Origin of the sequence: Ferrovibrio sp. (assembly GCF_029255545.1) — a bacterium.
Taxonomy (GTDB): Bacteria; Pseudomonadota; Alphaproteobacteria; order Ferrovibrionales; family Ferrovibrionaceae; genus Ferrovibrio.
In genome coordinates this window covers 1-13227 of the sequence record NZ_JANLJJ010000112.1, presented here as the reverse complement: position 1 = coordinate 13227, position 13227 = coordinate 1, and the positions used below count along the sequence as shown (strand labels likewise).

The following is a 13227-nucleotide window of genomic DNA, read 5'->3' as shown; positions in this document are numbered from 1 at the left end:
GCGATGACGCAGAGGCTGACCAGCGCCAGCATGATGGTCGAGATCGCGTTGATCTCGGGCGAGACGCCCAGCCGCACGGCGCTGTAGACCCGCACGGGCAGGGTGGTCGCGCCCGGGCCGTTGACGAACGACGCGATCACCACGTCATCCAGCGACAGCGTGAAGGCCAGCAGCCAGCTTGCCACCAGCGCCGGCAGCAGACTGGGCACGGTGACTAACAGGAAGGCCGAGACAGGCCCGGCGCCCAGGTCGCGCGCGGCGGCTTCCAGATTGGGGTCGAGGCTGACCAGCTTCGACTGGATGATCACCAGCGCAAAGGCGGTACCGAATGTGGCATGCGCCAGCGCCACGGTGAGCAGGCCACGCTCGAGATCAAGGGCGACGAACAGCATCAGCGCGGAGACGCCGAGGATTACTTCGGGGAGCACCATCGGCGCCAGCATCAGGCCGCCGAAAACCTGACGGCCGGGAAAGCGGCCGAGCCGCGTGAGCGCCAGTGCGCCCAGCATGCCGAGCAGGGTGGCCAGCGTGGCGGCGACGACTGCGATCTGCAGGGAATGCAGCGCGGCTTCCAGATAGGCCGGATTGGAGAGCAGCACGCCGTACCAGTGCAGCGAAAATCCGCCCCAGACCGTGACCAGCTTGGAGGCGTTGAAGGAAAAGATCACCACCAGCAGGATCGGCAGGTAGAGGAAGGCGAGACCGAAGGCCAGCGCCGCGAGGTTGATGCCGCTGAAGCGTCTCATCGTGTCCGGCCCCCCAGTTCCAGCCGCTGCAGCCACAAGGCCGGCCCGAGCAGCAACAGGGTGAGCAGCACCGCCAGCGCGCTGGCCATCGTCCAGTCGCGGTTGGAGAAGAACTCGGTCCACAATGTCTGGCCCAGCATGATGGTGGCCGAGCCGCCGAGCAGGTCGGGGATCACGAATTCGCCGACCATGGGGATGAACACCATCAGGCCGGCGGCGATAAGCCCCGGCCGCGCCAGCGGCAGGGTGACCAGCCAGAAGGCCTGCAGCGGCGAGGCGCCGAGATCGATTGCGGCCTCGGTCAGGCGCGGCGACTGGCCAACCAGGCTGGCATAGATCGGCAGGATGGCGAACGGCAGGTAGGAATAGGTCATGCCCAGCGCCACGCCGAAGCCGGTATTGATCATCACCAGCGGCTCATTGATCAGGCCGAGCCAGATCAGCGCCGCGTTGATCAGGCCCTCGGGCTTGAGCAGCGCGATCCAGGCATAGACGCGGATCAGGAAGGAGGTCCAGAAGGGCAGGATGATCAGCACCAGCAGGAAAGGCTGCCAGCGCGGCGCCGCGCGCTCCACCGCACGGGCGATGGCCAGGCCCAGCGCGAGGCAGCATAGCGTACCGATGCCGGCATACAGCAGGCTGTTGCCCAGCGCGCGCAGATACAGCGCATCGGCCATCAGCAGGGCGTAGTTGCCGAAATGGATCTTCAGCGCGCCGTCGGCAAACAGCGGCGTGTAGGGTGGTTGCGCCATCTGCGGTTCGGCGAAGCTGATCTTCAGCACCATCAGCAGCGGCACGGCCACCAGCAGCGCGGTCCACAGGGCCGGCAGGGCGATCAGGACAAAACCGCGCCGGGTCATCTCAGTCGGCCAGCGGGATCACGGCCGCCGCTTCCCATTGCAGCCAGACGGTCTGGTCCAGCTCCAGCAGCGGCTCGTGGATGGCGTTGAGCTGCGAGGCCTTGAGGATGCGGCCGTCGGCCAGCTTCGCCGCGATGGTGGTCATGTCGCCGATATACTCGATATCGGTGATCACGCCTGAAGCCGTATTGGGCGCGGCGGGCAGGGGTTCGCGCGAAATCTCGATCTGCTCCAGCCGCAGGCCGAGCAGCTGCCGCCCGCCGGCCGCGCGCGGCGTGGCATCGGCGGGAAACCGCAGGTCGAGGCCGCCGGCCTTTGCCACGACGAGATCGCCGCTTTCCGCCTGCACTTCCGCGTCGAACAGGTTGATGTCGCACATCAGGCTGGCGACGAAGCGATCCACCGGCCGGTCATAGATGCGGCGCGGATGGTCCACCTGGCGCAGGCGCCCATGCTGCATCACGGCGATGCGGTCGGCCAGCGCCATGGCCTCGTCGTTGTCGTGGGTGACGAAGACAAAGGCAATGCCGGTCTGGCGGTTGAGCCGGCGCAATTCGGCCTGGGTCTGCTGGCGCAGGCGCTTGTCGAGCGCGCCGAGCGGTTCATCCAGCAGCAAGAGGCGCGGCCGTTTCACCAGGGCGCGGGCCAAAGCCACGCGCTGCTGCTGGCCGCCGGAAAGCTGATCGGGCTTGCGGCTGGCGAAGCCGGCGATTTCCAGCATCGCCATGGCCTCATCGACGCGCGTCGTGATTTCAGCGGACGGCAACCCCTCGCGACGCAGGCCGAAGGCGATGTTGTCGCGCACGGAAAGATGCGGAAACAGCGCATAGGACTGGAACATCATGTTCACCGGCCGGCGATAGGCGGGCAGGGCGGTGATGTCGCGGCCTTCCAGCAGGATCCGGCCGGCATCGGGCAGCTCAAGCCCGGCGATCATGCGCAGCAGGGTGGACTTGCCGCAGCCCGAGGGGCCGAGCAGGACCAGGATTTCGCCGGCCTCGACATTCAGGTCGATGGCATCGACTGCGGTTTCCCCGTCATAGCTCTTGGCGACGCCACGCAGCTCCAGCAGCGCCATGATCTCAGTTGCCGCCCTTGACCCGGGTCCAGGCGCGGGTCAGCAGGCGCTGTTCGCTCTGGTTGAAGGGCTGCACGGTGTACAGCGTCTTGATGATCTCGGCGGTGGGGAACACGTCCCGGTCGGCCATGGCTTCCTTCGAGACCAGCGGCAGCGCGGCCGGCACGGCATTGGGATACTGCACGGCATTGGTGATCTTGGCGATCACCTTCGGCTGCAGGATGTAGTTGATGAAGGCATGGGCGTTGTCGGCGTTTGGCGCATCGGCGGGGATGACCATCACGTCGAACCATTGCTGCGCGCCCTCTTTGGGCAGCAGGTATTGCACGCGCACGCCCTTCTTCGCCTCTTCGGCGCGGGTGCGGGCCTGCAGGATGTCGCCCGAGAAGCCATAGGCCAGGCAGGCATCGCCATTGGCCAGATCGTTGATGTATTGCGAGGAATGGAACTTGCGGATATAGGGCCGCACCTTCATCAGCGCCGCCTCGGCCTTGGCGATGCTGTCGGCATCCTTGGCGTTGGGATCGAGGCCAAGATATTTCAGCGCCGCGGTCATCAGCTCGTCGGGCGCGTCCAGCACCACCACGCCGCAATCGGCGACTTTCGACACCACCGCCGGATCGAACAGCATGCGCAGGCTGTTGGCTGGCGGGTTGGGCAGGCGCTGCTTGATCTTGTCGGGGTTCAGGCCGATGCCGCTGGTGCCCCACAGATAGATCGCGGCGTGTTTGTTCTCGGGGTCGAACCTGGCCAGCCGCTGCATCAGCGCCGGATCGAGATTCTTCAGATTCGGAATCTTGCTCTTGTCGAGCGGCTTGAGCAGTTTGGCCTGCACCTGGCGGGCCATGTAGTATTGCGTCGGCACCACGATGTCGTAGCCGGTCTTGCCGGCCAGCAGCTTGGATTCCAGCGTGTCGTTGGAATCGTAGACGTCGTAGCGCACGCGGATGCCGGTCTCGGCCTCGAAATCCTTCAGCACCTGCGGGTCGATGTAATCCGACCAATTATAGACATTCACCACCTTGTCCTGGGCCTGGGCGGCGGGGCCAAAGGCGGCGGCGGCCAGAGCGAGGCTGGTGGCGGCAAGGATGGCGAAAGGACGGCTGTGGCGCATGGTCGACTCCCCCGTGGATGGCCGAATTATGACAAGCCGGCCGGGACGCAGCAATGCCGGACGCTGCACCGCACCAGAAGGTGCGGGCCGGCAGCATCCTGTGGATTGTCATCGAACATTCATGCCTGTCTCCGACTTATCCCCAGGGTTTCATCGCCCTGTCATCGAATCGTGATCCTATCGGGACCCAGCGAGTCTAGGGAATCGCCGGCGGTCGGGCCGGCCGGGAGAGCGAGATCAATCCATGCGCATTCTGATCGTTTCCGATGCATGGCACCCCCAGGTGAATGGCGTGGTGCGGACGCTGACCAAGACGCGCGAGGTGCTGGAGCGTCGCGGCCATGTGGTGGAGGTGATCGGGCCGGAGCATTTCCGGCGTTTTCCCTGCCCGACCTATCCCGAGATCGAGCTGTCGGTGCTGCCCTATCGCCAGCTGGTGAAAATGATCGGGGATTTCGCCCCCGATGCCATCCATATCGCCACCGAGGGGCCACTCGGCATGGCGGCGCGCAAATACTGCAAACGCCACAACCTGATCTTCACCACCGCCTATCACACCAAATTCCCCGAATACATCCACGAGCGCACCGGCCTGCCGCTGAAATGGAGCTATGCCTTCATGCGCTGGTTCCACAACGGCTCGGCCGGCGTGATGGTGGCGACCGACTCCCTGGCGAAAAGCCTGTCGGACTGGGGTTTCAGGAACCTGAAGACCTGGTCGCGCGGCGTGGATATCGAACGCTTCAAGCCGCGCAGCAAGGACATCCTCGACCTGCCGCGCCCGATCTACCTCTATGCCGGCCGCGTGGTGGTGGACAAGAACATCGAGGCCTTCCTGCAGCTCAGGCTCGACGGCACCAAGCTGGTGGTGGGCACCGGGCCGGACCTGGAAGGTTATCGCGCCAAATACCCGGAAGCGGTGTTCGCCGGCTATCTGGAGAACGGCCACCTGGCCAGCTATTTCGCCGCCGCCGACGTGTTCGTCTTCCCCAGCCTGACCGACACCTTTGGCCTGGTGCTGCTGGAATCGCTGGCGTCGGGCGTGCCGGTGGCGGCCTATCCGGTGACCGGGCCGATCGACGTGGTGGGCCCGCATCCCGAGGTCGGCGCCCTGCATGACGACCTCGAAGTGGCGATCGCCAACGCGCTGGGCAAGTCGCCCGAGGCCTGCCGCGCGCTGGCGCTGCAATATTCCTGGGATGCCTGCACCGACCAGTTCCTGAACAACCTGGCGCCGCTGGAGACGGCGCGGCCCGAGCCGGCGGCCAAGGCGGAAAAGGCTAAGGCGTCGGCGGCGGCGGAATAGCCGCCCAAGCCTCTGATAAACCTGGGCCGTTGCGGGTCGCGTGGCCGGCGCTGGCGGCCGCGTGGCGGCGCAGGGCGCTACCCGGGGCCCGCCAAAACCTCGCCAATTATCGACAATAATCGACAATTATTGCCAATGATCGCCAATTCCGGCCAATCCGACGCCGGAAGCGGCAGCCTGTTGCCGGCCAGTTGGCGACCAGTTCGAGCCAGTTGATGGCCGGTTGGATGCCAGTTCGATCCAGTTGGATACCAGTGCGATCCCGTTCAGGGCCAGTTCGATCCCGTTCGCGCCGGGGCCTGAAAATGCAAAATGCCGGCTGGCGGGCCGGCATGGACATGCTGATTCACGATGGGCAAGATCGACATCGAGTCAGATAGGACATGTAGGTCCCGAGTCAAGAAGACGAGCGGTTTAGCTAGGCTCTCCCGATTAAGCGGAATAGATGTAGCAATATAGCATTAAGCTTCGTTGGGCTTTTCAATAACCGTGCTGAATAAAGTAAGAATCCTTTTGCCGGCTTCTATGCCCTTCGTAACACCATCTAAAGAAATAGTAGTTGAACCAGGATGAGCGGTATTGTGTCTCGCGCCAATTAGGTTGGTGTAAGCCTAAATTTTTTCTCTTCAAACGTGCCTTTTTGGAAGGCAACGACAGATGTGATGCGTTGCTGGCCGTCAATGATTAGAAAACCGCTCTTGCTTCGCTCTTTAAATAGAAAGACGCCAGGCACTGGTAGGCCAATTAGGAATGATTCTATTAATTTACTGGCCTTAACCTGATCCCAGACATACTTCCGTTGAAATGGCGGAACTTCTAGTTGGTGAGTCTGCCACTGATCCAAATAGCCCTTCAGTGTGGTATCTGCAGGGTAATTGAGGATTTCATAATTAAGAAGCGGAGACTGTTCCTCCTCAGCGGACTCCTCGGTCTCTTCAAACTCCCAATCGTCATTTAGTTTGGATTTGGCCATATGCTCCCCCAATAAATGAAAACTTAATTTGCCTAGAAGACCTTATGTTTTTTATTTAGGCAATCGCGATTTTCACCCCACCCATTCCCTAATCTCCGGCACCGCGAAATCGAAGTCGCAGCCGCTATCTGCCTGGGTCACGCTGTCGAAATAGAGTTTTTCGTAGCCGCGCCGGCCGTCGCCCGTGGGCAGCGGCGGCAGGGCCGCGCGGCGCCTGGTGAGTTCGGCATCGTCCACCAGCAGGTCGATGCGGCGGCCGGTCGTGTCGAGCCGGATGCGGTCGCCGGTTTGCACCAGGGCCAACGGCCCGCCGGCCGCAGACTCCGGCGCGATATGCAGCACGATGGTGCCATAGGCCGTGCCGCTCATGCGTGCATCCGAAATGCGCACCATGTCCTTCACGCCCTGTAACGCCAGTTTCCTGGGGATCGGGATATAGCCGGCCTCGGGCATGCCGGGCGCGCCTTTTGGCCCGGCATTGCGCAGCACCAGGATGTCGTCGGCCGTTACGTCCAGGTCGGGTGAGTCCAGCCGTGCTGCCAGGTCGGGCAGACCGTCGAACACCACGGCGCGGCCTTCATGCCGCAGCAGGCTTTGCGTCGCGGCGGCCTGTTTGATGATGGCGCCATCGGGCGCGAGGTTGCCGCGCAAAACGACCATCGCGCCATTGGCATAGACGGGCGCTGCCAGGCTGCGGATCACGTCCTGCGGCCAGGAGGGCGGCGCGGCGTCGATATTCTCGCCCAGCGTCTGGCCCGTCACGGTGAGGCAGGTGCGGTCGATCAGGGGTCCAAGTTCACGCAAGATGGGCGTCAGGCCGCCGGCCCTGTGCAGGTCTTCCATGTAATGCTGGCCGGTGGGTTTGAGGTCGACCAGCACGGGCGTTTCGCGGCCGAGTTTATCGAAACCTTCGAGGTCGATGCCGATGCCCAGCCGCCCCGCCATGGCAGTCAGGTGGATCAGCGCATTGGTGCTGCCGCCCACGGCGAGCAGAACACGCAGAGCGTTCCTGAACGCGGCCGGCGTCATGATTTTATCCGGCGTCAGGTTTTCGGCCGCCATCGCCACGGCGCGCGCGCCGGTCTGCTCGGCCAGGCGGCGGCGTTCGGCATGCACGGCCGGCACGGCCGCGCCGCCGGGCAGCATCATGCCCATGGCTTCCACGGTGAGCGCCATGGTGCTGGCCGTGCCCATCACGCCGCAGGTGCCGATGGTGGGCGCCAGTTCGGCATTCACCTCGCTGATTTCCGAGTCCGACATCTCGCCGGCGCGATAGCGCGCCCAGAAGCGGCGGCAATCGGTGCAGGCGCCGAGCTTTTCGCCGCGCCAGCTTCCCGCCAGCATCGGGCCAGTGACCAGCATGATGGCCGGCACGTTCGCCGATGCAGCGCCCATGAGGAGCGCCGGCACGGTCTTGTCGCAGCCGCCGAGCAGGATCACGGCATCCATCGGCTGGGCGCGGATCATCTCTTCCGCGTCCATGGCCATCAGGTTGCGCAGATACATGCTGGTGGGATTGGCGAAACTTTCCTGGATCGAGATGACGGGGAAGGGCACGGGGATGCCGCCGGCCAGCATCACGCCGCGCGAGGCCGCCTCGATCAGGTCGGGCAGGTTGCGGTGGCAGGCATTGTAGCCCGAGGCCGTGTCGACGATGCCGATGATGGGGCGCGACAGCGCGTCGTCGGTATAGCCCAGCGCCTTGATGAAGGCCTTGCGCAGGAACACGGAAAAGCCGGCATCGCCATAATTGGCGAGGTTGCGCTGCATGCCGCGCGCTGGGCTCTGGGGCGAGGGCTTGCCGGGTGCGGGCTTCGACATCGTGGACTCCTGTGCGGGCGGGCAGGATCGGAACAACACGCACCGCCTGTCAATCTTCCCGGATCACGGGATTGGTTCGCTTGGTCCGGCTTTTCTGCGCCTTGCGAGAGACCCGGGGCTGCCGCTAGGTTTGCCACTGATATATCAGTTAGAGGGAGGAGACCATGGCCGTCGAGATCGTTCAGACCACCCCGATGCCGCCGGCGATCCAGCAGGCGCTGGACCGCGACTACACCGTGCATCGCCTGTGGGAGGCGAAGGATCGCGACGCCCTGCTGAAAGAGGTCGCGCCGCGTATCCGCGGCATGGTCACCTCGGGCGGCGTCGGCGCCCAGCCGCCGCTGATCGAGGCCTTGCCGAAGCTGGAGGTGATTTCCAGTTTCGGCGTGGGGTATGATTCCATCGACATCGACTGCGCGAAGCGGCGCGGCGTGATCGTGACCAACACGCCCGACGTGCTGACCGACGATGTCGCCGATACCGCCATGGCGTTGCTGCTGGCGATGATGCGGCGCATTCCGCAGGGCGACCAGTTCGTGCGGCAGGGCCGCTGGCCGAAGGACAAGTTCCCGCTGACCGACAAGCTGGGCGGCAAGGTGATGGGCGTGCTGGGGCTGGGCCGCATCGGCCAGGCCATCGCGCGGCGCGCCGAGCCGTTCAATGTCGAGATCCGCTATTTCGGGCCACGCAAGAAGGCCGGCATCGCCTGGCGCTATTACGACGACCTGGTGGCGATGGCGAAGGATGTCGACATCCTGATGATCGCCTGTCCGGGCGGCAAGGAAACCGAAAAGCTGGTCAACGCGGCGGTGATCGACGCGCTGGGGCCAAAGGGCTACGTGGTCAACATCGCGCGTGGCTCGGTGGTGGAGGAGCCGGCGCTGGTGACGGCGCTGGTCACGGGCAAGCTGGCCGGGGCGGGGCTGGATGTGTTCGCCGACGAGCCGAACGTGCCCGAGGCTTTGTGGACACTCGACAGCGTCACGCTGGCGCCGCATGTCGGCTCGGCCACCCATGCGACGCGGCAGGCGATGGGCGACCTGGTGCTGAAAAACCTGGCGGCCCATTTCGCCGGCCAGCCGGTGCTGACCAGAGTCGTGTAGGCTGGGGTAGTGTAGGGCTTACCAGCTGCTGTCAGAATCGCTGCTGCGGCCGAAGGCGTTGGTGCGGCTGAGCATCATCTTGTGCAGCATTTCCATCGCCATCATCTTGACGCTGGCATCGGTGAGGCGGCGCTGCTCGTCAAGCTGGCCCTGCAGGGCCGAGCCGCCGCCACGGGCAACCAGGGCGGCGCCGTCCAGCGGCACGGTGTCGAGGCCGGTGGCGTTGTTGTCCAGCTTGGTCCTGAAGAAGGCATAGATGTCGCCCAGCGAACGCGCCTTGCCTTCGGCGGTGTAGAACACGCCCCGGTTCGCCGCCGCCGCCTCGGGCAGCAGGGTCGCTGCGGTCTGCGCCGGATCGTCCTTCAGGGCCGTGAGGAATTTCGTGGCGCCGTTGGCGCCGAGGAAATGGCCGAGATAGAGATCGACCTTCTGGGTGTCGACGCCGAATTCGCGCGACAGGATCTGCTGGTTGCTGCGGGCATATTCCGCCGCCATGGCGGCGGCGACGCGCGGATCGTCGCGCAGGGCCAGGATCGACTTGCGCGTTTCCGCGTCAGTCACGCGCGGGCGGCCGTCGCCGCCGGTGGAAATCTGGTTGGCCTGCTCGGCCAGGCCGTATTTGCCGCCATGGTCGCGCACCAGCTCCAGCCAGGTGCTTTCGATGAACTGGAACAGGCCGCGCGCCGAGCTGGTTTTCGCCTGGGCATCGGCGCGGAAGCCGCTTTCCTGCCCGGCCTGGGCGACCAGGTAGGCGAAATCGACGCCGGTGCGGTGGCTCGCCTGTTTCAGCGTGCTCAGCAGCTCATAGCTCACCTGGTGGCCGCCGATCCGGTAGGTATCGGCGCGGCTGGCATTGAGGGCGGCGGAGAAGGGCGGCAGAGGGGCCATGGGTTGGATCAGCCTGTTTTGATCCCGTCCTGCTTATAAGAGTCGGGGCAAAGATTCCGTTAACGTCTGGGTAACGGATATTCTATTGTCATGTCAGTGCGTTAGGGGCGGGTAAATCCGGCGGCAGGCGGGGACGGCAGGTGGTGGAGGGTTTCTCCGGGGTTTTGGCGGCGGCGGGGCTGGACTGGCAGGCGGACGGACCCTGGCTCGCCATGCTGCTTGTGTTGGCCAGCGGCATCGGCCTGCCGGCCGGATTCTATGCCCTGTTCGACCGCTGGGCGGCGCGGCGCCTGGCCATCGATACCGTGGCGCTGGCCACGCGCTATGGCGGCTTCATGAATTCCTGGGCGGTGTTTGGCCGCCATGCCAGCGAATACCGCGACCTGCATCCGCTGTTCCCCGAGGCGCTGGCCGCCGAGCTGGCGCGTTTCCATGACGGCACCGCCTGCATCGCGGCGCGGTTCCGCTCGGCGCGCGCGGCCGAACAGGCGGCCGAGCAACGCTTCGCCAGCTTCGCCGCCGCCGGCGTCGAATATGCCGATGCCGGCATTTCCTTCCAGGCCGGCGGCGCAAGGAGCGCGGCCGGGAAGGCGGGCGGCGGCGGTTATGCGCGGGGCCAGTGGCTGCTGATCGGCGACACGCTGTTTGCCTTCTATGGTCCGGACAGCGAAGCCCTGAGCCAGCGCCGCCGCGCCACGCCGGCGCTGCGGGCGCGGCGTTTTCCCGGGCCGCTGCGCCTGCTGCACAGCCGCCTGGGTCATGGCATCGCCGCCGCCCTGTGGCTGGCGCTGCATCTCGCGGCCGCCGGCCTGTGCCTGGAAGCCGCCGCCTTCCGTGGCGGCAACGCGGCGCCGGTCGAGCTGGCCGAACTGCGTGAGCGGCTGGAAGAGCTGAAGGTCGGCGGCCTGCGCATCGAGGCGGGCTACCGGCCACGCAGCGGCACGATGCTGCTGGCCGGCCATGCCGCCGATCTGCGCCGGCAGGATCTCGACCGGCTTGCCGGGCGGGACTGGATCATCGGCGTCACTCTGGCCTTCGATTCCGAACGCAGCGTCGTCAATGCCTTGCTGCTGGTCGGACGCAGCGGGCCGGCGATCGAACCCGGCGCATCGCCGCCGGCGCCGGAGCGCTGGCGCGGCAACACGCTGTTGATCGAAGCCGACGATACGCTGGTGACGGCGATCCACAATGCCGTGCGCGATGCGGGCTGGGGCTGGCAGCCACGGCTGTGGCCGGCGCCGGCCATGCCCGAGTGGGCATGGCCTCGTCTGGATGGGTGACCTATACTCGCCCGTCAGAATACGGAGGAAACCGAATGCGCAAGGGATACAAGGCCATGCTGGCGGAGGCGATGGCCGAAATCGTCACGCTCACGCCGCAGCAGGCCGCTGAAAAGCTGAACCGGCCAGACGTGGTGTTCGTCGATATCCGCGATCCGCGCGAGCTGGAGCGCGACGGCATGATTCCCAACGCGCTGCATGCCACGCGCGGCATGCTGGAATTCTGGATCGACCCGGAAAGCCCGTATCACCGCAAGACCTTCGCCGAGGACAAGGAGTTCATCTTCTACTGCGCCGGCGGCCTGCGCTCGGCGCTGGCGACCAAGACGGCCAAGGATATGGGGCTGGAGAAGCTCGCCCATATCGAAGGCGGCTTCGGCGAATGGAAAAAGCTTGGCCTGCCGGTGGCCGAGTGGCAGCCGAAGAGCCACAAGAGCGAAGGTGAGAAGAAATGAGTGGGCCGCTCTCAGGTCTGAAGGTGATCGAGATGCCGGCGATCGGCCCGGTGCCGTTCTGCGGCATGCTGCTGGCCGATCTGGGCGCCGACGTGCTGCGCATCGACCGCACCGGCGAGGTCGATCTCGGCCTGCCGGTCGAGCCGAAATACGAATTGCTCGGGCGCGGCAAACGTTCGCTGGCGCTCGACCTGAAGGATGCCAAGGCCATCGGACTGATGCTTGACCTGATGGCGCAGGCCGATGTGGTGCTGGAGGGCTTCCGCCCCGGCGTGATGGAGCGGCTTGGCCTCGGGCCGGATGTCGCGCTCCAGCGCAATCCGAAGCTGGTCTATGGCCGCATGACCGGCTGGGGCCAGCAGGGCCCGATGGCGCAGGCCGCCGGCCACGACATCAACTACATCGCGCTGACCGGCGCGCTGCATGCCATCGGCACCACAGACAAGCCGGTGCCGCCGCTCAACCTGGTCGGCGATTTTGGCGGCGGCTCGCTCTATCTCGCCATGGGCCTGCTCGCCGCGCTCTATGAGCGCCAGCAATCCGGCAAGGGCCAGGTGGTGGATGCCGCCATGGTCGATGGCGCCGCCTCGCTGATGACCATGTTCTTCGGCATGAAGGGCGCCGGCCTGTGGTCCGATACGCGCGGCGCCAACATGCTGGATGGCGGCGCGCCGTGGTACGACACGTATGAATGCGCCGATGGCGGCTTCGTTGCCATCGGCTCGATCGAGGGCAAGTTCTATGCCGAGCTGATCGAGAAACTTGGCCTCGACCCGACCATCCTGCCCAAGCAGCATGACCGCAAACGCTGGCCGTCGCTGCGCGCGGCTTTCGCGGCGACCTTCAGGACGAAAACCCGCGCTGAATGGTGCGCCATCATGGAGGGCAGCGACATCTGCTTCGCGCCGGTGCTGGGGCTGGACGAGGCGCCGAAGCATCCGCACATGGCGGCGCGCCAGAGCTTCGTCGCGCCAGACGGCGTGACCCAGCCGGCGCCGGCGCCGCGTTTCTCGCGCACGCCGGGCGCCATCCGCAACCAGCCGCCGAAACGCGGCGAGGGCGGCGCGGCGGCCTTGCGCGACTGGGGCGTCGCGGCCGGAGAGGCGAAGCATGCCGCGTCTGGCGAATAAGGTCGCGCTGATCACCGGCGCGGCCTCGGGCTTCGGCAGGGCGACGGCGCAGCTTTTCATCGCCGAAGGCGCCTCGGTCATTCTCACCGATCGCAACGATGGCGCGGCGGCCGCCGCCGCCCTCGGGCCCCAGGCCCGTTTCCTGCCGCTGGACGTGACCCAGGAAGAGCAGTGGCAGACGGTGATCGCCGATGTGGCGGCGCGCGAAGGCCGGCTGGACGTGCTGGTGAACAATGCCGGCATCGGCCTGCATCGCAGCGTGACCGAGATGACGCTGGCGGAATGGCGCCTGGTGCAGGCGGTGAATGCCGACGGCGTGTTCCTCGGCTGCAAGCATGCCATTCCGTTGATGCGGGCAGGCGGCGGCGGGTCCATCGTCAACGTGGCCTCGGTGGCCGGCAAGGTCGGCGCGCCGCAGATGAGCGCCTATTGCGCCTCGAAAGGCGCGGCCACGCTGTTCACCAAGGCGCTGG

13 protein-coding genes are annotated in these 13227 nt (G+C 65.7%); 6 read left to right on the top strand and 7 right to left on the bottom strand.

All coding sequences use genetic code 11. The features are described from left to right. From Q1J79_RS20330 to Q1J79_RS20315, 4 genes are all read right to left on the bottom strand, one after another. A partial coding sequence (locus tag Q1J79_RS20330; RefSeq protein ID WP_300304366.1) for an ABC transporter permease occupies nt 1–746 on the bottom strand: 746 nt, incomplete at its 3' end. Beyond that, nucleotides 743–1606, bottom strand: coding sequence for an ABC transporter permease (locus tag Q1J79_RS20325; RefSeq protein WP_300304363.1), 864 nt, complete (start codon nt 1604–1606; stop codon nt 743–745). The genes Q1J79_RS20325 and Q1J79_RS20330, both read right to left, overlap by 4 nt. A 1-nt stretch (nt 1607) precedes the next feature. Beyond that, nucleotides 1608–2684 (bottom strand): ABC transporter ATP-binding protein, encoded by a 1077-nt coding sequence (locus tag Q1J79_RS20320; RefSeq protein WP_300304360.1) that lies wholly within the window; start codon nt 2682–2684, stop codon nt 1608–1610. A 4-nt stretch (nt 2685–2688) separates the two neighbouring features. Further along, the gene (locus tag Q1J79_RS20315; protein ID WP_300304357.1) at nt 2689–3798 is read right to left on the bottom strand and encodes a polyamine ABC transporter substrate-binding protein; all 1110 of its coding nucleotides are present in this window, start codon (nt 3796–3798) and stop codon (nt 2689–2691) included. Between the two features lie 244 nt (nt 3799–4042). Here Q1J79_RS20315 and Q1J79_RS20310 point away from each other — a divergent pair, with 244 nt between their 5' ends. Continuing rightward, on the top strand, nt 4043–5104 hold the full coding sequence (locus tag Q1J79_RS20310; RefSeq protein WP_300304354.1) for a glycosyltransferase family 1 protein: 1062 nt from the start codon (nt 4043–4045) through the stop codon (nt 5102–5104). A gap of 595 nt (nt 5105–5699) precedes the next feature. On the opposite strand, the gene Q1J79_RS20305 is transcribed toward Q1J79_RS20310, so the two are convergent. Both Q1J79_RS20305 and Q1J79_RS20300 read right to left on the bottom strand, forming a co-directional pair. Further along, on the bottom strand, nt 5700–6077 hold the full coding sequence (locus tag Q1J79_RS20305; RefSeq protein WP_300304351.1) for a DUF262 domain-containing protein: 378 nt from the start codon (nt 6075–6077) through the stop codon (nt 5700–5702). Between the two features lie 72 nt (nt 6078–6149). Further along, a complete protein-coding gene (locus tag Q1J79_RS20300) occupies nt 6150–7898 on the bottom strand; it encodes an IlvD/Edd family dehydratase (RefSeq protein WP_300304348.1) in 1749 nt (582 codons plus the stop codon). A 164-nt stretch (nt 7899–8062) separates the two neighbouring features. Here Q1J79_RS20300 and Q1J79_RS20295 point away from each other — a divergent pair, with 164 nt between their 5' ends. Continuing rightward, nucleotides 8063–9001 carry a 2-hydroxyacid dehydrogenase gene (locus tag Q1J79_RS20295; RefSeq protein WP_300304345.1) on the top strand — a complete coding sequence of 313 codons (939 nt, stop codon included), beginning with the start codon at nt 8063–8065 and terminating at the stop codon, nt 8999–9001. 18 nt (nt 9002–9019) lie between these two features. Here the strand turns inward: Q1J79_RS20295 and Q1J79_RS20290 are convergent, their stop codons facing one another. Next, the gene (locus tag Q1J79_RS20290; RefSeq protein WP_300304342.1) at nt 9020–9889 is read right to left on the bottom strand and encodes a transglycosylase SLT domain-containing protein; all 870 of its coding nucleotides are present in this window, start codon (nt 9887–9889) and stop codon (nt 9020–9022) included. 212 nt (nt 9890–10101) lie between these two features. Here Q1J79_RS20290 and Q1J79_RS20285 point away from each other — a divergent pair, with 212 nt between their 5' ends. The 4 genes from Q1J79_RS20285 to Q1J79_RS20270 form a co-directional block, all read left to right on the top strand. Then, nucleotides 10102–11169 (top strand): hypothetical protein, encoded by a 1068-nt coding sequence (locus Q1J79_RS20285; RefSeq protein WP_300304340.1) that lies wholly within the window; start codon nt 10102–10104, stop codon nt 11167–11169. A gap of 35 nt (nt 11170–11204) precedes the next feature. Then, nucleotides 11205–11624, top strand: coding sequence for a rhodanese-like domain-containing protein (locus Q1J79_RS20280; RefSeq protein WP_300304337.1), 420 nt, complete (start codon nt 11205–11207; stop codon nt 11622–11624). Next, the gene (locus Q1J79_RS20275; protein WP_300304334.1) at nt 11621–12754 is read left to right on the top strand and encodes a CaiB/BaiF CoA-transferase family protein; all 1134 of its coding nucleotides are present in this window, start codon (nt 11621–11623) and stop codon (nt 12752–12754) included. The genes Q1J79_RS20280 and Q1J79_RS20275 overlap by 4 nt, the downstream gene beginning before the upstream one ends. After that, a partial coding sequence (locus Q1J79_RS20270) for an SDR family NAD(P)-dependent oxidoreductase (protein WP_300304331.1) occupies nt 12735–13227 on the top strand: 493 nt, incomplete at its 3' end. The genes Q1J79_RS20275 and Q1J79_RS20270, both read left to right, overlap by 20 nt.

What these genes read in the sequence shown, in the direction of transcription:
- Q1J79_RS20300 (WP_300304348.1), bottom strand. Translation starts at nt 7,898, where the DNA reads ATGTCGAAGCCCGCACCCGGCAAGCCCTCGCCCCAGAGCCCAGCGCGC.
- Q1J79_RS20325 (WP_300304363.1), bottom strand. Translation starts at nt 1,606, where the DNA reads ATGACCCGGCGCGGTTTTGTCCTGATCGCCCTGCCGGCCCTGTGGACC.
- Q1J79_RS20295 (WP_300304345.1), top strand. Translation starts at nt 8,063, where the DNA reads ATGGCCGTCGAGATCGTTCAGACCACCCCGATGCCGCCGGCGATCCAG.
- Q1J79_RS20290 (WP_300304342.1), bottom strand. Translation starts at nt 9,889, where the DNA reads ATGGCCCCTCTGCCGCCCTTCTCCGCCGCCCTCAATGCCAGCCGCGCC.
- Q1J79_RS20315 (WP_300304357.1), bottom strand. Translation starts at nt 3,798, where the DNA reads ATGCGCCACAGCCGTCCTTTCGCCATCCTTGCCGCCACCAGCCTCGCT.
- Q1J79_RS20280 (WP_300304337.1), top strand. Translation starts at nt 11,205, where the DNA reads ATGCGCAAGGGATACAAGGCCATGCTGGCGGAGGCGATGGCCGAAATC.
- Q1J79_RS20275 (WP_300304334.1), top strand. Translation starts at nt 11,621, where the DNA reads ATGAGTGGGCCGCTCTCAGGTCTGAAGGTGATCGAGATGCCGGCGATC.
- Q1J79_RS20320 (WP_300304360.1), bottom strand. Translation starts at nt 2,684, where the DNA reads ATGGCGCTGCTGGAGCTGCGTGGCGTCGCCAAGAGCTATGACGGGGAA.
- Q1J79_RS20310 (WP_300304354.1), top strand. Translation starts at nt 4,043, where the DNA reads ATGCGCATTCTGATCGTTTCCGATGCATGGCACCCCCAGGTGAATGGC.
- Q1J79_RS20285 (WP_300304340.1), top strand. Translation starts at nt 10,102, where the DNA reads ATGCTGCTTGTGTTGGCCAGCGGCATCGGCCTGCCGGCCGGATTCTAT.
- Q1J79_RS20305 (WP_300304351.1), bottom strand. Translation starts at nt 6,077, where the DNA reads ATGGCCAAATCCAAACTAAATGACGATTGGGAGTTTGAAGAGACCGAG.